The following is a 17,957-nucleotide window of genomic DNA, read 5'->3' as shown; positions in this document are numbered from 1 at the left end:
GCGTTTCAGAGCGCGGTGCGTACTTCCCAGAGTTCGGGGAAGAGCACGACGTCGAGCATCTTCCTCAGGTAGCTGACCCCGCCGGTGCCGCCGGTGCCGCGCTTGAGCCCGATGATCCGCTCGACGGTGGTGACGTGGTTGAAGCGCCAGCGGCGGAAATAGTCCTCGAGATCGACGAGTTTCTCGGCGAGCTCGTAGATCGGCCAGTGCGCGCGGGGGTCGCGGTAGACCTGCGCCCACATCTCGGCCACCTGCGGGTCCGCGACGCGCGGTCCGTCGTGGGGGAGCGTCGCCCCGGGGGGCACGGGCAGGCCGGCGCGGGCGGCGGCGGTCAGGGCGACGGCGTAGAGGTCGGGGCGGGCAAGCTCGGCCTCGAGCGCGGCGACGGTGTCGGGGCGGTGGGCGTGCGGCTTCAGCATGGCGCGGTTGCGGTTGCCGAGGACGTACTCGATCAGGCGGTACTGGGCGGACTGGAAGCCCGAGGACTGGCCGAGGGCGTCGCGGAACTCGGTGTAGTCCGAGGGCGTCATGGTGCGCAGCACGTCCCAGGCGTTGTTGAGCTGCTCGAAGATGCGCGAGACGCGGGCGAGCAGCTTCTGGGATTCCTCCAGCCGGTCCGTGGCGATCGCCTCGCGGGCGGCGGCGAGTTCGTGGATGGCGAGCTTCATCCACAGCTCCGAGGTCTGGTGCTGGATGATGAACAGCAGCTCGTCGTTCGCCCGCGACAACGGGTGCTGGGCGTCGAGAATGGTGTCGATGTGGAGATAGTCGCCATAGGACATTCGCTGTGCGAAGTCCGTCACGGCTCCCGCGTCGGCGCCCGGCCCGGTCATTCGTTGGCCTCGGGCGGCAGGAAGTCGACGTCGCGCTCCTTCGAGGCGGCGACGATGGCGGGGATGTCGGTCATGCCGTGGAGGGTCTCGAAGAGCTCCTTCAGCCGGCCCGCCGGAGAGACCCAGAAGAGCGCCCGGGCGGGCTGGTCGGACTTGTTGAAGTAGCCGTGGGGCACGCCGCGGGGCATGCGCACGAGATCGCCGGCGCGGGCGGTCTGCCATTGGCCGTCGAGCTTCAGTTCCAGTTGGCCCTCCTGCACGAGGATGAACTCGTCCTGGTGGGGGTGGATGTGGACGGGGACGAACTGGCCGGGTTCGCTGTTCGTCTCGAAGGCGAAGGTGGAGGCGCAGGTCGCCTTGGGGAAGTAGCGCTGGCCGAGGATGTTCCACTCGGTCGCCTGATAGCCTTCCCCGTTCCGGGTGATGCCGCCGTCGAGGTATTTGGTCATGGGTTCGCTCCCTGGGTTGCGAGGGTCTGTCTCGCGATCACCACCTTCTGCACATCGGAGGCGCCTTCATAGATGCGGAGTGCGCGGATCTCGCGGTAGAGGCTCTCGACGACGCTGCCCTTGCGCACCCCGTCGCCGCCGTGGAGCTGGACGGCCTTGTCGATGACGGCCTGCGCCCGGTCGGTGGCGTAGAGCTTGGCCATCGCCGCCTCGCGGGTGACGCGGGGGGCGCCTGCGTCCTTCGTCCACGCGGCGCGGTAGGTCAGCAGCGCCGCCGCGTCGATGTCGAGCGCCATGTCGGCGATGTGGCCCTGCACCATCTGGAGATCCGCGAGGGGCGCGCCGAAGAGCTGGCGGCCGGCGGCGCGGGCCAGCGTCTCGTCCAGCGCCCGGCGGGCGAAGCCGAGGGCGGCAGCGGCGACGGTCGAGCGGAACACGTCGAGGACCGACATGGCGATCCTGAAGCCGTCGCCGGGCTTGCCGATCAGGGCGGAGGCCGGCAGGCGGATGTCGTCGAGGACGAGGCGCGCCAGCGGGTGGGGGGCGATGGTCTCCAGCCGCTCGGCGATGAAGAGGCCGGGGGCGTCGGCCGGGAGCAGGAAGGCGGAGAGGCCGCGGGCGCCGGGGGCCTCGCCGGTGCGGGCGAAGACGGTGTAGACGTCGGCGATGCCGCCGTTGGAGATCCAGGTCTTTTCGCCGGAGAGGATGTAGCCGTCGCCGTCGCGGGTCGCGGTCGTCGCGGTGGCGGCGACGTCGGAGCCGGACTGCGGCTCGGTCAGCGCGAAGGCGGACAGCGCTCGCCCCGAGCGGGTCTCGGGGAGCCAGCGGGACCGCTGCTCGGGCGTGCCGAAGAGCGAGATCGCGCCGGTCCCGAGGCCCTGCATGGCGAAGGCGAAGTCGGCGAGGCCGTCGTGGCGCGCGAGGGTCTCGCGGATCAGGCAGAGGCTGCGGACGTCGAGCGGGGCCGGGGCGGCCGGGTCGATGGCGGAGTAGGTGAGCCAGCCGGCTTCGCCGAGCTTCGCCACCAGCGTCTTGCAGGCGGCGTCGGTGTCGGCGTGGTCGACATCGGCGAGGCTGGCGGCGGCCCAGGCGTCGAGGTCGAGCGCGAGCGCCTTGTGGCGCGGCTCGAGGAAGGGCCAGTCGAGGAAGCTGCGGTCGGCCATCAGTCGCCCTCGAACACGGGTTTTTCCTTCGCGACGAAGGCGTGGTAGGCGCGGGCGAAGTCCCGGGTCTGCATGCAGATCGCCTGGGCCTGGGCCTCGGCCTCGATCGCCTGTTCGAGCCCCATCGACCATTCGAGGTTGAGCTGGGTCTTGGTCATCATGTGGGCGAAGGTCGGTCCCTTGGCGATGCGGCGGGCCAGCGTCATCGCCTCGGCGTCGAGGTCGGCCGCGGGGACGAGGCGGTTGAAGAAGCCCCAGGCGGCGGCCTCGTCGGCGGTCATGACGCGCCCGGTGTAGAGCAGTTCGGCGGCGCGGCCCTGGCCGATGATGCGCGGCAGCATGGCGCAGGCGCCCATGTCGCAGCCGGCGAGGCCGACGCGGGTGAAGAGGAAGGCGGTCTTGGCCTCGGGCGTGCCGAGGCGGAGGTCGGAGGCCATGGCGACGATGGCGCCGGCCCCGACGCAGATGCCGTCGACCGCGGCGATGATCGGCTTGCCGCAGGCGAGCATCGCCTTGACGAGGTCGCCGGTCATGCGGGTGAAGGCGAGCAGGCCCTTCATGTCCTTGTCGATCAGCGGGCCGATGATGTCGTGCACGTCGCCGCCGGAGCAGAAGTTGCCGCCGTTCGAGCCGAACACCACGACGTCGATCTCGTCGGAGTAGACGAGGCCGCGGAACCAGTCGCGCAGCTCGGCGTAGCTCTCGAAGGTCAGCGGGTTCTTGCGCTCGGGCCGGTCGAGCGAGACGCGGGCGATGCGCTCGACGACCTCGAGCCGGAAGTGCTGCGGCGCTGTCATGGCCTGTCTCCTCGTTCGGCGAGACGGTTGCGCACCGCCTGAAGCTGCTCGATCAGATGCTCGGCCTCGGCGGCGGTGACCGCGCCGAGGAGTTCGTTCACCCAGTCCTCGTGGCGGGCGGCCAGTTCGGCGAATCCGGCCTCGCCGGCGGGGGTCAGGCGCACCAGCATGGCGCGGCGGTCGCCCTCGACGGGCAGCCGCACGGCGAGGCCCTCGGCCTCCAGCCGGTCGACGATGCCGGTGACGTTGCCGTTCGAGACGCGCAGGACCGAGGAGAGCGCGCTCATCTTCAGCCCGTCGGGGGCGCGGCTGAGCGCGGCCATCACGTCGAAGCGGGGCAGCGTGCTGTCGCGCTCGCGCAGGCGCTCGCGCAGCTCGGCCTCGACCATGCGCGACACGGCGAGCATTCGCAGCCAGAGGCGCAGCCGCGCCTTCGCAGCGGTCGGGTCGTGGCGCTCCATCATGCTCATACCTCGCCCCCGGAGATCGAGATCGCCTGTCCGGTGACCGAGGCGGCCCCCGGGCCGCAGAGCCAGAGCACGGTCGCGGCCACCTCGTCGGGCTCGATGAAGCGGCCCTGCGGGTTGGCGGCGAGGAGCGGCGCCTCCGCCTCGGCGCGCGAGCGGCCGGTCTTGCCCATGATCGTTTCGATCGAGCGTTCCAGCATGGGCGTCAGCATGTAGCCGGGGCAGACGGCGTTCACCGTGATCCCGCTCCGGGCCGTCTCGGCGGCAAGCGCCCGGGTCAGGCCGACGACGCCGTGCTTGGCCGCGCAATAGGCGGAGACGTAGGGGTAGCCCTTGAGGCCGGCGGTGGAGGCGACGGCGATCAGGCGGCCCCAGTTCGCCTCCAGCATCGGCTCGATCCCGGCGCGCCAAGTGGAGAACACGCCGGCGAGGTTGAGGTCGACCATGCCGGCGAAGTCCTGCGCGGTCATCTTCGCGAAGGGCTTGCTCGACGCGGCGCCGGCGTTGGCCACGACGATGGCGGGCGGGCCCCATTCGGCGGAGGCGGCGGCGAACATCGCCTCGACGTCCGCGGGCTGCGTCACGTCGCCGGTGACATAGCGCATCTCGGCGCCCGCGGTCTCGGCCAGCGCGACGGCGTTGCGCCCCGCGATCGTCACCCGCGCGCCGGCCCCCGCCAGCGCCCGGGCGATCGCCGCGCCGACGCCGCTGGCGCTGCCGGTGACGAGGGCGTGCCTGCCGCCGAGTTGGGGGGCCGGGCTCATGGCGTCAGACCTTGCCGAGCATGGTGTCGCTGCGCTCGGCGAGCCGCCAGAGCTGGTTGCGGCCGGGCAGGTAGGGAAGCGGCCACTTCTCGGCCTTGTCGCCGAGCTGGCCGGCGGCGCGGAGCGTCCAGTAGGGGTCGGTCAGGTGCGGGCGGGCGAGCGCGACCAGGTCGGCGCGTCCGGCCATCAGGATCGAGTTGACGTGATCGGGTTCGTAGATGTTGCCGACGGCGATCGTCGCCATGCCGGTCTCGTTGCGGATGCGGTCCGAGAACGGCGTCTGGAACATGCGGCCATAGACCGGCTTCGCCTTCGTGGTGGTCTGGCCGGCCGAGACGTCGCAGATGTCGACGCCGGCTTCCTGGAGCATCCGGGCGATCTCGACGGCGTCCTCCGGCGTGATGCCGTCGTCGCCGACCCAGTCGTTGGCGGAGATGCGCACCGAGATCGGCTTCGCCTCCGGCCAGGCGGCGCGGACGGCGCGGAAGACTTCCAGCGGATAGCGCATCCGGTTCTTGAGCGAGCCGCCGTATTCGTCCGTCCGGGTGTTGGTGACGGGCGTGATGAAGGCCGAGAGCAGGTAGCCGTGCGCCATGTGCAGCTCGAGCATGTCGAAGCCGCATCGGTCCGCCATGCGCGCGCCCTCGACGAAGGCGTCGCGGATGCGGTCCATCTCGGCGCGGTCCATCGCCTTGGGCGTCTGGTTCGCGGGCGACCAAGGCACGTCGGAGACCGAGACGATCGGCCAGTTGCCCGAGGCGAGCGGGCGGTTGTCCTCGACCCAGCCGAGTTCGGTCGAGCCCTTCGGGCCGGAATGGCCGAGCTGCATGCAGACCTTGGCGTCGGTCTCGGCGTGGATGAAGTCGACGATGCGCTTCCACGCGGCCTCGGCCTCGGGCGAATAGGTGCCGGGGCAGCCGGGGCTGATGCGGCCCTCGGGCGTGACGCAGGTCATCTCGGTGTAGACGAGCCCGGCGCCGCCCTTGGCGCGCTCGCCGAGGTGGACGAGGTGCCAGTCGGTCGGCACGCCGTCCACGGCCTTGTACTGGGCCATCGGCGAGACGACGACGCGGTTCTTGAGCTCGAGCCCGCGCAGCCTGAACGGCGCGAACATCGGGCGGCGCGCGGCGGCGTTCTCGCCGACGCCGGCCTGCTGCTGGAACCAGGCTTCGGCGCCGTTCAGCCAGTCCTCGTCGCGCAGGCGCAGGTTCTCGTGGCTGATGCGCTGGGAGCGGGTGAGCAGCGAATAGGTGAACTGCACGGGGTCGAGGTGGAAGTAGCGCTCGATTTCCTCGAACCATTCCATCGAGTTGCGCGCGGCCGACTGGAGCCGCAGCACGTCGAGGCGCCGCGCGTCCTGGTACTGGGCGAAGGCGGCCTCCATCGTCGGCTCGCTGTGGAGGTAGGTCGCGAGCGCGATGGCGCTGTCGAAGGCGAGCCGCGAGCCGGAGCCGATGGAGAAATGCGCCGTCGCGGCGGCGTCGCCCATCAGCACGACGTTCCTGTAGCTCCACTTCTCGCAGAGCACGCGCGGGAAGTTGATCCAGGCCGAGCCGCGGATGTGGGCGGCGTTGGAGATGAGGTTGTGGCCGCCGAGTTCGTCCTTGAAGATCGCCTCGCAGGTGGCGATCGACTCCTGCTGGCTCATGCCGCCGAAGCCGTAGGCGTTCCACGTTTCTTCGGTGCATTCGACGATGAAGGTCGCGGTGTCGGCGTCGAACTGGTAGGCGTGCGCCCAGAGCCAGCCCTTGTCCGTCTCTTTGAAGATGAACGTGAAGGCGTCGTGGAACTTCTGCTTGGTGCCGAGCCAGACGAACTTGCACTTGCGCACGTCGACGTCGGGCTTGAAGTGTTCGGCATAGAGGCTGCGGGTCCTGGAGTTCAGTCCGTCGCTCGCCACCACGATGTCGTAGTCGCGCGAGAGCTGCTCGATCTGGGCCTCGGAAATGTCGTTCTGGAAGCGGAGATCGACGCCGAGCTCGCGGGCGCGGGCCTGGAGCAGCAGCAGCAGCTTCATGCGGCCGATGCCGCAGAAGCCATGGCCGCCCGAGACGATGCGCTCGCCCTTGAACTCGACCGCCACGTCGTCCCAGTAGGCGAAGTTCTCGCGGATCGCGGCGGCGCTGACCGGGTCGTTCTTGGCGAGGTTGCCGAGCGCGTCGTCGGAGAGCACCACGCCCCAGCCGAACGTGTCGTCGGCGCGGTTGCGCTCGAACACCACGACCTCGTGCGAGGGGTCGCGGAGCTTCATCGAGATGGCGAAGTAGAGGCCGGCCGGCCCTCCGCCCAGGCAAGCGACGCGCATTCCCGATCCTCCCTGTCGTCCCGGGGCCGATCGCCCCCGTCTTGCCTCGACCATAGCGATTCGGAAAATTAAGTTCAAGCATAAAATATTCGTGCTTAAAATGTTGCGGTGCAGCATGGCAGGCGCGCGGGCTCGCCCGTCCGGGCCGGGCGTCAGTCCCGGCGGGCTCATGAAACGACTCGCGGACCTTTTTGACCTATGACATTTTTATCGTGTGTATTCAGGTAGTTACTATACCTATCACGCGTGTTAGCCCTTGTTGCGCCGGGTGGCCTGGTAGACTCGCCGGTGTCAGTCCCGGCGGGCGGCGAGCAGGCGTTCGGCGTTGCCGTCGCCGCCGAGGATCGGGCTCGGGATCTCGCCGAGGACGGTCCAGCCGGCGCCGGCGACGAAATCGCGGACGGCGGCCGCCGCCGCCTCCGCGGCCGCCGGGTCGCGCACGATCCCGCCCCTGCCGACATGGGCGGGGCCGACCTCGAACTGCGGCTTGACGAGGGCGACGAGCGTCGCGCCGGGGCCGGCGAGGGCGAGGGCGGGGCCGATCGCCTTGGCGAGCGAGATGAAGGACAAATCCGCGGTGATCCAGCCGGGCGCCGGCACGTCGCCGGGGCGGAGGTCGCGGACGTTCTGCCCCTCGATCGCGTGGACGCGCGGGTCGGCGCGCAGGGCGGGCGCGAGCTGGCCGTGGCCGACATCGACCGCCCAGACCTCCGATGCGCCACGGGCCAGCAGCACCTCGGTGAACCCGCCCGTCGAGGCGCCGAGGTCGAGGGCGACGGCGCCCGCGGGCGAGAGGCCGAAGGCGTCGAGCGCGTGCAGGAGCTTCAGCGCGCCGCGCGAGACCCAGGGCAGCGGGTCGCCCGTCACCGCGAGGCGCGCGCCCGGGGCGACGCGGGCCCCGGGGCGGGCGGCGGGCGCGCCGTCGACGGTGACGACGCCGGCGGCGACCAGCGCCTGCGCGCGGGTTCGGGTCGGCGCGATGCCCGCCTCCACCAGCGCCTGGTCGAGCCGCGGCCGGCGCCCGTCGGTCATGCCCGCATCTCCCAGCCGCGCCGGTGATGGCGCGCGAGGCGTGGAATGCGCCGCGCGACGACGTTCGCGGTCGGCGGGGCGTTCAGGCGGTGAAGGGCGCGACGGCGGCGTTCGCCGCGGCGCGCAGTGGCTCGGGGGCCACGGAGAAGACGTGGTTGGGCGAACCGGCGGCGGCCCAGATCGTCGCGAAGCGGAAGAGCGCCGGGTCCATCCATACCGCGATCGGATTGAGATGGCCGAGCGGGGAGACGCCGCCGATGGCGAAGCCGGTGAAGGCGCGCACGCCGGCGGCGTCGGCCTTTTCCAGCGCCGCCCCGGCGAGGGCGGAGGCGCGCGCGGGATCGACGCGGGCGCCGCCGCAGGTCAGGAACAGCACGTGGCGGTCGGAGCCGGCCACCCGGAACACGATCGACTTGACGATCTGGTCGACCTCGCAGCCGCAGGCGCGCGCCGCCTCGGCCGCGGTGCGGGTGCTTTCGTCGAGGCGCACGACCGCGATGTCGAGGCCGAGGCGGGCGGCCTCGGCCGCGACGCGGTCGACCGAGCCGAGGCGCGCCTCGGGCTCAGCGGTTCTCGACGTCGACATAGTCGCGCTGGGTCGCGCCGACGTAGAGCTGGCGCGGGCGGCCGATCTTGAGGGCGGGGTCGGCCAGCATCTCCTTCCACTGCGAGATCCAGCCGACGGTCCGGGCCAGCGCGAAGATCGGCGTGAACATCGAGGTCGGGAAGCCGATGGCGTCGAGGATGATGCCGGAGTAGAAGTCGACGTTCGGATAGAGCTTCTTCTCGACGAAATAGGGATCCTCCAGCGCGATCCGCTCGAGTTCCTTGGCGACCTGAAGCGTCGGGTTGTTCTCGATGCCGAGCAGGCCGAGAACCTCGTCGGCGGACTGCTTCATCACCTTCGCCCGCGGGTCGAAGTTCTTGTAGACGCGATGGCCGAAGCCCATCAGGCGGAAGGGGTCGTCCTTGTCCTTGGCCCTGGCGATATACTCGGGGATGCGGTCGACCGTGCCGATCTCGCGCAGCATCGTCAGGCAGGCCTCGTTGGCGCCGCCATGCGCCGGCCCCCACAGACAGGCGACGCCGGCCGCGATGCAGGCGAACGGGTTCGCGCCCGACGAGGAGGCGAGGCGCACCGTCGAGGTCGAGGCGTTCTGCTCGTGGTCGGCGTGGAGCGTGAAGATGCGATCCATCGCCCGGCTCAGGATCGGGTCGACCACGTAGTCGGACGCCGGCACCGAGAAGCACATGTTGAGGAAGTTCGAGGCGTAGTCGAGGTTGTTCTTCGGATAGACGAAGGGCTGTCCGGCAGAATACTTGTAGGCCCAGGCGACGATCGTCGGCATCTTGGCGATCAGGCGGATCGAGGCGACCTCGCGCTGCCAGGGATCGTGGATGTCCGTCGAGTCGTGGTAGAAGGCCGACATCGCCCCGACCATGCCGCACACCACGGCCATGGGGTGAGCGTCGCGCCGGAAGCCCCGGAAGAAATACGCCATCTGCTCGTGCAGCATGGTGTGGTTCGTCACGCGGGCCTCGAAATCCTCGAGCTGGGTGGCGGTGGGCAGCTCGCCGTAGAGCAGCAGGTAGCAGACCTCGAGGAAGTGCGACTTCTCCGCCAGCTGTTCGATCGGATAGCCACGATAGAGGAGATGGCCGAGGTCGCCGTCGATGTAGGTGATCGCGCTCTCGCAGGAACCCGTCGACGTGAAGCCCGGGTCGAAGGTGAACACGTCGCCGTCCGAGTAAAGCCGGCGGATGTCGATGACGTCGGGGCCGAGCGTGCCGCTGTAGACCGGAAGGTCCAGGGTCTTGTCGCCAATGGTCAGCTTTGCGGACTTGTGGGCCTGGCTGGTCATACGTCGTCGTCCCCTTGTTTTCGGGCCCGCCTTGCGGCCGGGCCGGGTTCGAGCACGACCACGGGCCGCGCCGAGAAGAGCGGTCGGCGCGAGGCGTCAAGCCTTCGCCGGTTCTCCTTCGGCACATTCCGCGAGTCGGGCAAGCGTTTCTTCGGGCCCGAGAATCTCCATGATGTCGAAGACGCTCGGGGAGATGGCGCGGCCGGTGAGCGCGGCGCGGACCGGCTGGGCGACCTTGCCGAGCCCCAGCCCCTCATCCGCCGCGAAGTTGCGCACATACGCCTCCAGACCGCTTGCGGTCCAGCTAGCATGCTGCATCCGCGAAGTCAAACGACCCAGCATGCCGCGGGATGCCGGATCGAGGAGCTTCGCGCCGGCCGCATCGGCTTCCACGGGGCGGTCGATTAGCGCAAATCGCCCCATTTCAAGGAGTTCCGGCAGCGTCTTCGCGCGTTCCTTCATCCCGGGCATCGCGCGGAGCAGCATTTTGCGCCGCTGCGGCTCGAGAGGCGGTTTCTGCTGCGACGCGAGAAAGGCGTCGAGCTCCGCCATCAGCGCGTCGTCGGCGGCGACGCGGATGTGCTGGCCGGAAAGGTGGGTCAGCTTGGAGAAGTCGAAGCGGGCCGGGGCCTTGCCGAGGTGGTCGAGGTCGAACCACGCGATCGCCTGTTCGGTGGTGAAGAACTCGTCGTTGCCATGGCTCCAGCCGAGGCGGGCGAGGTAGTTGCGCATCGCCTCCGGCAGGAAGCCCATGTCGCGATAGGCCTCGACCCCGAGCGCGCCGTGGCGCTTGGAGAGCTTGGCGCCGTCGGGGCCGTGGATGAGCGGGATGTGCGCCCATTTCGGCACGTCCCAGCCGAGCGCCCGGTAGATGAGCGTCTGGCGCGCCGCGTTGGTCAGGTGGTCGTCGCCGCGGATGACATGGGTCACGTTCATGTCGTGGTCGTCGACAACCACCGCGTGCATGTAGGTCGGCACCCCGTCCGAGCGCATGAGGATCAGGTCGTCGAGCGTCTCGTTGCGAAAGGTCACCGTGCCCTGCACCGCGTCCTCGATCACCGTCTCGCCGTCGCGGGGGGCGCGCAGGCGGATGACGCAGGGCGCGTCGGCGGGCCAGGTCGCCGGGTCGGCGTCGCGCCAGGGCGAGACGAAGAGCGGCGGGCGGCCGTTGGCGCGGGCCTCGGCGCGGAAGGTCTCGATCTCCTCCGCGGTGGCGAAGCAGCGGTAGGCGACGCCCCTGGCCAGCATCTCGCGGGCGACTTCGGCGTGGCGCTCCACGCGGGAGAACTGGCTGACCGCCTCGCCGTCCCAGTCGAGCCCGAGCCAGCGCAGGCCGGCGAAGATCGCCTCGGTCGCCTCGGGCGTCGAGCGGGCGCGGTCGGTGTCCTCGATGCGCAGGAGAAACCTGCCGCCGGCATGGCGGGCGTAGAGCCAATTGAAGAGCGCCGTGCGGGCTCCGCCGATGTGCAGATAGCCCGTCGGCGAGGGGGCGAAGCGCGTCACCACGGGCGCGTCGCGGGTCGCGTCGGCGGGCATCGGTCAACCTCCCGTTAACCAGCGGATTGCTAAGCCGAGGTTCTTAGGGGCTTCGGTCAGGGAGAACAAGGCGCGTGGGCGATTGGCTCGCCGCTCGGATCGAGGCCCAGCGGGCCAGCCTGCCGCTCTGGGCGCCCGCGTTGTTCGGATGCGGGATCGCCGGCTACTTCGCCCTGCCGTCGGAGCCGGGCGGCGGCGTGCTGCTCGCGCTGGCCGCCGTCATGGTCGTCGCCGTGGCGGGTCTGTGGCGCGGCGGGTCGATGGCGCGGCTCTGCCTCGTGCTGGCGCTGCTTCCGGCGCTCGGCTTCGCGGCCGCGGCGCTCAGGACCCGGGTCGTGGCGGCGCCGGTGCTGCCATACGAGATGACGGCGGCCGTCGAGGGGCGGGTCGTCGGCCTCGGCCGCTCTGCCTCCGATCGCACGCGCGTTCTGCTCGACCGGGTGGTGATCCACGGCCTGGAGCCGGAGCGCACGCCGGCGCAGGTGCGCATCTCGATCGAGGAAGGCACGTCGGCGGAGGTCCTGCGCCCCGGGGCGCGCGTTCTCGGGCAGGCGCGGCTGTCGCCGCCGGCCGCGCCGAGCGCGCCGGGCGGGTTCGACTTCCGTCGCGTCGCCTGGTTCGACCGGCTCGGCGCCGTCGGCTATGCGCGCAGCCCGCTCGTCGAGGTGGAAGGGGGCGACGGGTCGCCGCTGTCGCTGCTCGCCTTCCGGCTGCGCATGGTCCTGTCGGCGCACATCCAGGCGCGGATGCCGGGACAGGAGGGCGCCTTCTCGGCGGCAATCCTGACCGGGGACCGCTCGGCGATCGATCCGGCGATCGAGGAGGATCTCCGGGACTCGACGCTCTATCATCTGGTCTCGATCTCGGGCCTGCACATGACGCTGATCGCGGCTTCGGTCTTCGTGATCGTGCGCGGCGGGCTCGCGTTCGTGCCGGGGCTGGCGCTGCGCTGGCCGCTGAAGAAGATCGCGGCCTGGGGGGCGCTGGCGGCGGGGTTCCTCTATCTCGCGCTGTCGGGGTTCGAGGTGCCGGCGCAACGGGCCTACGTGATGACGGCCTGCGTCCTCGGGGCGGTGCTGCTCGACAGACCGGCGCTGACGTTGCGTTCGGTGGCGCTGGCAGCGCTCGTCGTGCTCGTCGTCGCGCCGGAGAGCCTGATGGAGGCGGGGTTCCAGATGTCCTTCGCCGCGACGATCGCCCTCGTCGCGGTGTTTGACGGATTGCGCGGGCGGAGCTGGTGGATGGTCACCCAGACCGACCGACGTTGGCGGCTGGCCAAGCCGGTTCTGGCGCTGGCGATGACCTCGCTGGTGGCGGGGAGCGCGACGGCGCCGTTCTCGGCGTTCCATTTCAACGTCGTGGCGCAGTACGGGCTGGTGGCCAACATGCTCGCCGTGCCGATGATGGGGGCGGTGGTGATGCCGGCGGCGGTGGTGGCGGCGATGCTGGCGCCGCTCGGCCTCGACTGGCTGCCCTTCGCGGCGATGGGCTGGGGCGTCGGCTACGTGCTCGCCGTCGCGCATTTCGTCTCGGGGCTCGGGGGCGCCGTGTCGGGCGTGCCCTCCGCGCCGGGAATCGTGCCGGGGCTTGTGGCGCTGGGCGGCCTCGTGCTGGTGCTCTGGAACGGGCGGGGGCGCTGGGCCGGGCTGGCGCCGCTGGCCGCGGCGCTGGCGCTCTGGGCAGGGGCGGCGCGGCCGCCGCTGCTGATCGCCCCGGACGGGCGGCTCTTCGGGTTCATGACCGCGGAGGGTCGCGCTATCAGCTCGGCGACGAGCCAGACCTATGCTGCGGCGACGTGGCTCGAGGACGACGGCGACGTGGCGAGCCAGGAGGAGGCCCATGCGCGCGCCGACTTCCGCGGCAGGCGCGGCCGGGTCGAGGCGCAGGCGCCGGGCTTCGGGGTGATCCGCTACGTCGGATTCCGCGATTCCGCGACCGGGCCGCGCGACTGCGCCGATGCGGCCGTCCTGATCGCGCCGCAATGGCGTGCTGCGCCGCCGGGACCGTGTCTTTTCATTGGGGCCGAGGCGCTGCGGCAGTTGGGGGCGCTGTCGGTGACGCCGGGACCGGGCGGGTTCGTCGTCGAGGGCGCGCTGGCGCCGGACGCCGGACGGCCATGGGCCTCGGCGCCCCGTCCGACCGGTCGCGACCGACCCGCGGCCCCGACCGCGCCGCCGCCCGGCGCCGTGGCGGCGATGACGCGCTGACGCCGCCGCCCTCCGTTTCGGCGAGGCGGGAAGGGGCGCCCCCGCCTGCCTCGTCAACCGGTCCCTGCGCGCGGAACCGTCGCCGGGCGGCCGGGATCAGGCGTGGTAGGTGCGGATCAGGCCCACGAGCTTGCCCTGCACCTCGACCTGGTGGTCCTGGTAGAGCCGGGTCTCATAGGCGGGGTTCGCGGCCTCGAGCGCGATGGTGGCGCCGCGGCGGCGGAAGGTCTTGAGCGTGACTTCCTCGCCCTCGACGAGGGCGACGACGATGTCGCCGTTCTGGGCGGTCGCCTGCTCCTGGATCACCACGACGTCGCCGTTGTTGATGCCGGCGCCGATCATCGAATCGCCCTTCACCTCGAGCGCGTAGTGGCGCGAGCGGCCCGCCAGCATGGCGGCGGGGACGGCGACGTTGTGCGAGGCGGTGCGAATCGCCTCGATCGGCGTGCCGGCGGCGATGCGGCCCATGACCGGAAGCTCGATCGCGGCGGTCTCGCCGGGAGCGGAAGGCGCGCCGCCCGGCGCGGCGCGGCCGCCGTCGACGACCGACGGCCGGAAGCCCGAGGCCGCCTCGAGGCTGTCGGGCAGCTTGACGATCTCGATCGCGCGGGCGCGGTGGGCGAGGCGACGGATGAAGCCGCGCTCCTCGAGCGCGGTGATCAGCCGGTGGATGCCGGATTTGGAGCGCAGGTCGAGCGCGTCCTTCATCTCCTCGAACGAGGGCGGCACCCCGTCGCGTTGCAGTCGGTCGTGAATGAAATGGAGGAGGTCGTATTGCTTGCGCGTCAGCATCCCAGTCCGTCCCTGCCCGGCAGAACCCACGCTGTTCTAGGAACGTTCCTGATTTGTGTCAAGATTCAAATGCGACACACAATCTTGGGTTTATGCGGCCCAGATGAACTCAACCTTGTCTCCGGCGGGCTGGGAAGGGGCGTCGGGGGGCCGGACGAGCAGGGCGTTGGCGGCGGCGAGGACGGAGAGGAGCGCGCTGTCCTGCCGGACGAAGGGGGTGCAGGACCAGCCCGCGGGGCCGGCCTCGACGCGGGCGCGCATGTAGTGCGTGCGCGGGCCGTTCGGCCCGACCGCCTCGGCGAGCCGCGCCGGCAGGGCGGTCGGCAGGTCGCCGGGCAGGCCGAGCATCCGCTCGACGGCGGGAAGCACGAAGAGCTGGCCGCAGACCAGCGCGGAGACGGGGTTGCCGGGCAGGCCGATCATGGCGCGCGCGCCGAGGCGGCCGGCCATCAGCGGCTTGCCGGGGCGTATCGCCACCTTGTGGAAATCGAGCGCGAGCCCGTGGGCGATCGCGGTCTTCTGCACGATGTCGAAGTCGCCGACGGAGGCGCCGCCGAGGGTGACGACGAGATCGGCGTCCCCGGTCAGCGCCAGCACCGCGGCGAGGCTTTCCGGCGTGTCGCGGGCGATGGGCAGCAGGCGGGCCTCGCCCCCGGCCGCCTCGACCATCGCCTTGAGGCCGTAGTTGTTCGAGGCGACGATCTGGTCCGGGCCGGGGACGCCGCCGGGGGCGACGATCTCGTCCCCGGTCGGGATGATCGCCACGACGGGCCGGCGGGCGACGGGCACGCGCGCGGCGTTCATCGCCGCGAGGAGCGCCACGTCGGCCGGGCGCAGGCGGCGCGGCGCGGAGATGGTCGTCCCGGCGGCAAAATCGGCGGCGGCCGGGCGCACGTGGCGGGCGCCGTCGCGGCCGGGGCGCACGAGGATGGTGTCGCCCTCGCGTTCGGCGTCCTCCTGGATGACCACGGCGTCGGCGCCGGGAGGCATGGGGGCGCCAGTGAAGATGCGCGCCGCCTCGCCCGGGCCGACCACGCCGGAGAAGGCGGCGCCGGCCTGGGCCGCGCCGATGACGCGCAGGCGTGCGCCGGGGACGGCGTCGGCGTCGCGGACCGCGTAGCCGTCCATCGCCGAGGCGGCGAAGGGCGGTTGGTCGCGGCTCGCCGCGACCGGGCGGGCGAGGACGCGGCCGCCGGCCTCGGCGAGCGGGATCTCCTCCTCGCCGAGCGGCGCGACGAGGGCGAGGATTCGGGCATGCGCGTCGGCGACGCTGAGCATCGGGGCAGGGGGGCGGGTCATGGCGCCTCGAAGCGCCCGGACTTGCCGCCGTCCTTGAGGACGACGCGGACGTCCTCGATGACCATGCCGCGATCGACGGCCTTCAACATGTCGTAGACGGTGAGCGCCGCGACCGAGACGGCGGTGAGCGCTTCCATCTCCACGCCGGTCTGGCCGGTCACGCCGACGCGGGCCTCGATCAGCACCCGGGCGCCGTCGTCGCCGGGGGCGAGGTCGACCTCGACCCTGGAAAGGGCGAGCGGATGGCAGAGCGGGACGAGATCGGCGGTGCGCTTGGCGGCCATGATCCCGGCGAGGCGGGCCACGGCGAGGACGTCGCCCTTGGCCGCGCGGCCCTCGCGCACCAGCGCCAGCGTCGACGGCGCCATCCGCACCGCGCCGCGGGCGACCGCGACGCGGCTGGTGGCGGGCTTGGACCCGACATCGACCATGCGCGCGGCGCCGGCCTCGTCGAAATGGGTCAGGCCGGGCATCGGTCCGCTCCCATCATCCGGCCTCGGGGGTCCAGGGGCTGCGCAGCAGGTCGCGGGTGGCGAGCTCGACGTTCTCCGCGCGCATCAGCGCCTCGCCGATCAGGAAGCAGCGCACGCCGAAGCGGGCGAGCTGCGCCAGATCCTGCCGGGTCGAGAGGCCGCTTTCGGCGACGATGATCCGGTCGGCCGGCACGTCGCGGGCCAGCCGCCGGGTGACGCCGACGTCGACGTCGAAGGTGGCGAGGTCGCGGTTGTTGATGCCGAGGAGCGGCGAGCGCAGCCGCTTGGCGCGCTCCAGCTCCTCCGGGGTGTGGACCTCGACCAGCATGTCGACGCCCCATTCGAACGCCGCCGCCTCGATGGCGAGCGCCTCGTCGTCGGAGAGCATGGCGAGCAGGACGAGGATGCAGTCGGCGCCCATGGCGCGGGACTGCGCGACCTGCCAGGGATCGACGATGAAGTCCTTGCGCAGCACCGGCAGGTCGCAGACGGCGCGGGCCGCGACGAGATGCGCCGGATCTCCCTGGAAGCTCGGCCCGTCGGTCAGCACGCTCAGGCAGGCGGCGCCGCCCGCCGCATAGGCCGCGCCGAGCGTCGTTGGGTCGAAGTCCTCGCGGATCAAGCCCCTGGACGGGCTCGCGCGCTTGATCTCGGCGATGAGGCCATAGCCGCCGCCGGAGGAGGCGCGTTGCAGCGCCTCGGCGAAGCCGCGGGTCGGGCCGGCGGCGCGGGCGGCCGCCTCGATCTCGCCCGGGCGGTCGGCCCTGGCGGCGGCGACCTCGGCGATCTTGTACTCGCGGATGCGGGCCAGCACGCTCATCGGTCAGGCTCCCGCGCCGGCGGCGGCCGCGGTCGTCAGCCGGGCGAGCGCCTCGGCCTTGCCGCGGGCGGCGCCGCTGTCGATGCTGTCGACGGCCATTGCCACGCCCTCGCGCAGGTCGGCGGCGCGCTCGGCGACGAGGAGGGCCGCGGCGGCGTTCAGGAGCGTGGCGTCGCGATAGGCGGAGGGGGCGCCGTCGAGCACGGCGCGCAGCGCCGCGGCGTTCTCGGCGGGCGCGCCGCCTTCGATGGCGGAGAAGGGATGAACGGGCAGGCCGGCCTCCTCGGGATGAACGGTGAACTCGGTGACGGTCCCGTCGCGCAGTTCGGCGACGTGGGTCTCGCCGGCGATGGAGACCTCGTCGGCGCCGTCGGCGCCGTGGACGAGCCAGGCGCGGTCGGAGCCGAGGGCGGCGAGCGTGAGCGCCATCGGCCGGATGACGGCGCGGGAGTAGGCGCCGGTCAGCCGCCGGCGCACCGAGGCGGGATTGGTGAGCGGCCCGAGGATGTTGAAGATCGTCCTCGTCCCCAGTTCCTGGCGCGCCGGCATGACGTGCCGCGTCGCCGGATGGTGCAGGGGAGCCATCATGAAGCCGATGCCGATCTCGGCCAACGCGCGCTCGACCACCTCCGGCCCGACCATGACGTTGACGCCGAGCTCGGTCAGCGCGTCGGCCGCGCCGGATTTCGACGAGAGGTTGCGGTTGCCGTGCTTGGCGACCACGACGCCCGCGCCCGCCACGACGAAGGCGGCGGCGGTCGAGATGTTGAGCGTGCCCTTGCCGTCGCCGCCGGTGCCGACGATGTCGATCGCGCCCTCGGGCGCATGGACGCGCACGCATTTCGCCCGCATCACGCTCGCCGCGGCGGCGTATTCCTCGACCGTCTCGCCGCGGGTGCGCAGCGCCATCAGGAAGCCGCCGATCTGGGCCGGCGTCGCGTCGCCCTCCATGATCGCCGCGAAGGCCGCCTCGGCCTGGGCGCGCCCCAGCGGACCCTCGGCGGCCTTGCCGATCAGCGGCTTCAGGCGCTCGCTCATCAGTGCACCCTTGCGGTGGTTGAGCTTTTCACCCCGCATGCGGGGTGAAAAGCTCGGCCCGCACCGAGCGCCCGCCGCGACGGCCAAGCTCGCTTGCCAGCGAACGGCCAGCATGAGACC

At 71.7% G+C, this 17,957-nt stretch carries 17 protein-coding genes; 1 reads left to right on the top strand and 16 read right to left on the bottom strand.

All coding sequences use genetic code 11. The annotated features are described in order from the left end of the window. Positions 1 to 5: 5 nt before the first annotated feature. The 11 genes from kynA to gltX all read right to left on the bottom strand — a co-directional run bounded on the left by kynA (position 6) and on the right by gltX (position 11,208). Positions 6 to 833, bottom strand: a complete 828-nt coding sequence (gene kynA, locus KBA23_RS03390) for a tryptophan 2,3-dioxygenase (RefSeq protein WP_290736904.1) — start codon at positions 831 to 833, stop codon at positions 6 to 8. Next, positions 830 to 1,282: a cupin domain-containing protein gene (locus KBA23_RS03385; RefSeq protein WP_290736902.1), complete on the bottom strand. Its 453-nt coding sequence runs from the start codon at positions 1,280 to 1,282 to the stop codon at positions 830 to 832. The genes kynA and KBA23_RS03385 overlap by 4 nt, the downstream gene beginning before the upstream one ends. After that, complete coding sequence (locus KBA23_RS03380; protein ID WP_290736900.1) at positions 1,279 to 2,445, bottom strand: acyl-CoA dehydrogenase family protein; 1,167 nt, start codon at positions 2,443 to 2,445, stop codon at positions 1,279 to 1,281. The genes KBA23_RS03385 and KBA23_RS03380 overlap by 4 nt, the downstream gene beginning before the upstream one ends. Continuing rightward, on the bottom strand, positions 2,445 to 3,242 hold the full coding sequence (locus KBA23_RS03375) for an enoyl-CoA hydratase family protein (RefSeq protein ID WP_290736898.1): 798 nt from the start codon (positions 3,240 to 3,242) through the stop codon (positions 2,445 to 2,447). Before KBA23_RS03375 ends, KBA23_RS03380 begins: the two co-directional genes overlap by 1 nt. Then, positions 3,239 to 3,712 carry a MarR family transcriptional regulator gene (locus tag KBA23_RS03370; RefSeq protein WP_290736896.1) on the bottom strand — a complete coding sequence of 158 codons (474 nt, stop codon included), beginning with the start codon at positions 3,710 to 3,712 and terminating at the stop codon, positions 3,239 to 3,241. The genes KBA23_RS03375 and KBA23_RS03370 overlap by 4 nt, the downstream gene beginning before the upstream one ends. Next, a complete protein-coding gene (locus KBA23_RS03365) occupies positions 3,709 to 4,473 on the bottom strand; it encodes an SDR family NAD(P)-dependent oxidoreductase (protein ID WP_290736894.1) in 765 nt (254 codons plus the stop codon). Before KBA23_RS03365 ends, KBA23_RS03370 begins: the two co-directional genes overlap by 4 nt. Before the next feature lie 4 nt (positions 4,474 to 4,477). Further along, positions 4,478 to 6,778, bottom strand: coding sequence for a bifunctional salicylyl-CoA 5-hydroxylase/oxidoreductase (locus KBA23_RS03360; protein ID WP_290736892.1), 2,301 nt, complete (start codon positions 6,776 to 6,778; stop codon positions 4,478 to 4,480). 291 nt (positions 6,779 to 7,069) lie between these two features. Next, the gene (locus KBA23_RS03355) at positions 7,070 to 7,810 is read right to left on the bottom strand and encodes a TlyA family RNA methyltransferase (RefSeq protein ID WP_290736890.1); all 741 of its coding nucleotides are present in this window, start codon (positions 7,808 to 7,810) and stop codon (positions 7,070 to 7,072) included. 82 nt (positions 7,811 to 7,892) lie between these two features. Beyond that, entirely contained in the window at positions 7,893 to 8,396 is a 504-nt protein-coding gene (locus tag KBA23_RS03350) for a YbaK/EbsC family protein (RefSeq protein WP_290736888.1), read from the bottom strand. Next, positions 8,374 to 9,672, bottom strand: a complete 1,299-nt coding sequence (gene gltA / locus KBA23_RS03345) for a citrate synthase (RefSeq protein WP_290736886.1) — start codon at positions 9,670 to 9,672, stop codon at positions 8,374 to 8,376. Before gltA ends, KBA23_RS03350 begins: the two co-directional genes overlap by 23 nt. A gap of 96 nt (positions 9,673 to 9,768) precedes the next feature. Next, on the bottom strand, positions 9,769 to 11,208 hold the full coding sequence (gltX, locus tag KBA23_RS03340) for a glutamate--tRNA ligase (protein ID WP_290736884.1): 1,440 nt from the start codon (positions 11,206 to 11,208) through the stop codon (positions 9,769 to 9,771). 74 nt (positions 11,209 to 11,282) lie between these two features. Between gltX and KBA23_RS03335 the strand changes: the two genes are divergently transcribed. Next, the gene (locus KBA23_RS03335) at positions 11,283 to 13,415 is read left to right on the top strand and encodes a ComEC/Rec2 family competence protein (RefSeq protein WP_290736882.1); all 2,133 of its coding nucleotides are present in this window, start codon (positions 11,283 to 11,285) and stop codon (positions 13,413 to 13,415) included. Between the two features lie 96 nt (positions 13,416 to 13,511). On the opposite strand, the gene lexA is transcribed toward KBA23_RS03335, so the two are convergent. The 5 genes from lexA to trpD form a co-directional block, all read right to left on the bottom strand. Next, positions 13,512 to 14,207, bottom strand: coding sequence for a transcriptional repressor LexA (lexA, locus tag KBA23_RS03330; RefSeq protein ID WP_290736880.1), 696 nt, complete (start codon positions 14,205 to 14,207; stop codon positions 13,512 to 13,514). 90 nt (positions 14,208 to 14,297) lie between these two features. Continuing rightward, entirely contained in the window at positions 14,298 to 15,485 is a 1,188-nt protein-coding gene (gene glp / locus KBA23_RS03325; RefSeq protein WP_290736970.1) for a gephyrin-like molybdotransferase Glp, read from the bottom strand. A 17-nt stretch (positions 15,486 to 15,502) separates the two neighbouring features. Further along, entirely contained in the window at positions 15,503 to 15,979 is a 477-nt protein-coding gene (gene moaC / locus KBA23_RS03320; RefSeq protein WP_290736879.1) for a cyclic pyranopterin monophosphate synthase MoaC, read from the bottom strand. A gap of 13 nt (positions 15,980 to 15,992) precedes the next feature. Then, positions 15,993 to 16,799, bottom strand: coding sequence for an indole-3-glycerol phosphate synthase TrpC (trpC, locus tag KBA23_RS03315; RefSeq protein ID WP_290736877.1), 807 nt, complete (start codon positions 16,797 to 16,799; stop codon positions 15,993 to 15,995). A gap of 3 nt (positions 16,800 to 16,802) precedes the next feature. Continuing rightward, positions 16,803 to 17,837 (bottom strand): anthranilate phosphoribosyltransferase, encoded by a 1,035-nt coding sequence (trpD, locus tag KBA23_RS03310; protein ID WP_290736875.1) that lies wholly within the window; start codon positions 17,835 to 17,837, stop codon positions 16,803 to 16,805. Between the last annotated feature and the right edge of the window lie 120 nt (positions 17,838 to 17,957).

This window comes from Amaricoccus sp. (assembly GCF_017995835.1).
Lineage (GTDB): Bacteria > Pseudomonadota > Alphaproteobacteria > Rhodobacterales > Rhodobacteraceae > Amaricoccus.
The sequence above is the reverse complement of the archived record's forward strand: the minus strand, read 5'-3'. Positions and strand labels throughout refer to the sequence as shown.

Bases quoted from the DNA above. Each gene is read 5' to 3' on its own strand.
- kynA (WP_290736904.1), bottom strand. From the start codon at position 833: ATGACCGGGCCGGGCGCCGACGCGGGAGCCGTGACGGACTTCGCACAG.
- KBA23_RS03385 (WP_290736902.1), bottom strand. From the start codon at position 1,282: ATGACCAAATACCTCGACGGCGGCATCACCCGGAACGGGGAAGGCTAT.
- KBA23_RS03380 (WP_290736900.1), bottom strand. From the start codon at position 2,445: ATGGCCGACCGCAGCTTCCTCGACTGGCCCTTCCTCGAGCCGCGCCAC.
- KBA23_RS03375 (WP_290736898.1), bottom strand. From the start codon at position 3,242: ATGACAGCGCCGCAGCACTTCCGGCTCGAGGTCGTCGAGCGCATCGCC.
- KBA23_RS03370 (WP_290736896.1), bottom strand. From the start codon at position 3,712: ATGAGCATGATGGAGCGCCACGACCCGACCGCTGCGAAGGCGCGGCTG.
- KBA23_RS03365 (WP_290736894.1), bottom strand. From the start codon at position 4,473: ATGAGCCCGGCCCCCCAACTCGGCGGCAGGCACGCCCTCGTCACCGGC.
- KBA23_RS03360 (WP_290736892.1), bottom strand. From the start codon at position 6,778: ATGCGCGTCGCTTGCCTGGGCGGAGGGCCGGCCGGCCTCTACTTCGCC.
- KBA23_RS03355 (WP_290736890.1), bottom strand. From the start codon at position 7,810: ATGACCGACGGGCGCCGGCCGCGGCTCGACCAGGCGCTGGTGGAGGCG.
- KBA23_RS03350 (WP_290736888.1), bottom strand. From the start codon at position 8,396: ATGTCGACGTCGAGAACCGCTGAGCCCGAGGCGCGCCTCGGCTCGGTC.
- gltA (WP_290736886.1), bottom strand. From the start codon at position 9,672: ATGACCAGCCAGGCCCACAAGTCCGCAAAGCTGACCATTGGCGACAAG.
- gltX (WP_290736884.1), bottom strand. From the start codon at position 11,208: ATGCCCGCCGACGCGACCCGCGACGCGCCCGTGGTGACGCGCTTCGCC.
- lexA (WP_290736880.1), bottom strand. From the start codon at position 14,207: ATGCTGACGCGCAAGCAATACGACCTCCTCCATTTCATTCACGACCGA.
- glp (WP_290736970.1), bottom strand. From the start codon at position 15,485: ATGCTCAGCGTCGCCGACGCGCATGCCCGAATCCTCGCCCTCGTCGCG.
- moaC (WP_290736879.1), bottom strand. From the start codon at position 15,979: ATGCCCGGCCTGACCCATTTCGACGAGGCCGGCGCCGCGCGCATGGTC.
- trpC (WP_290736877.1), bottom strand. From the start codon at position 16,799: ATGAGCGTGCTGGCCCGCATCCGCGAGTACAAGATCGCCGAGGTCGCC.
- trpD (WP_290736875.1), bottom strand. From the start codon at position 17,837: ATGAGCGAGCGCCTGAAGCCGCTGATCGGCAAGGCCGCCGAGGGTCCG.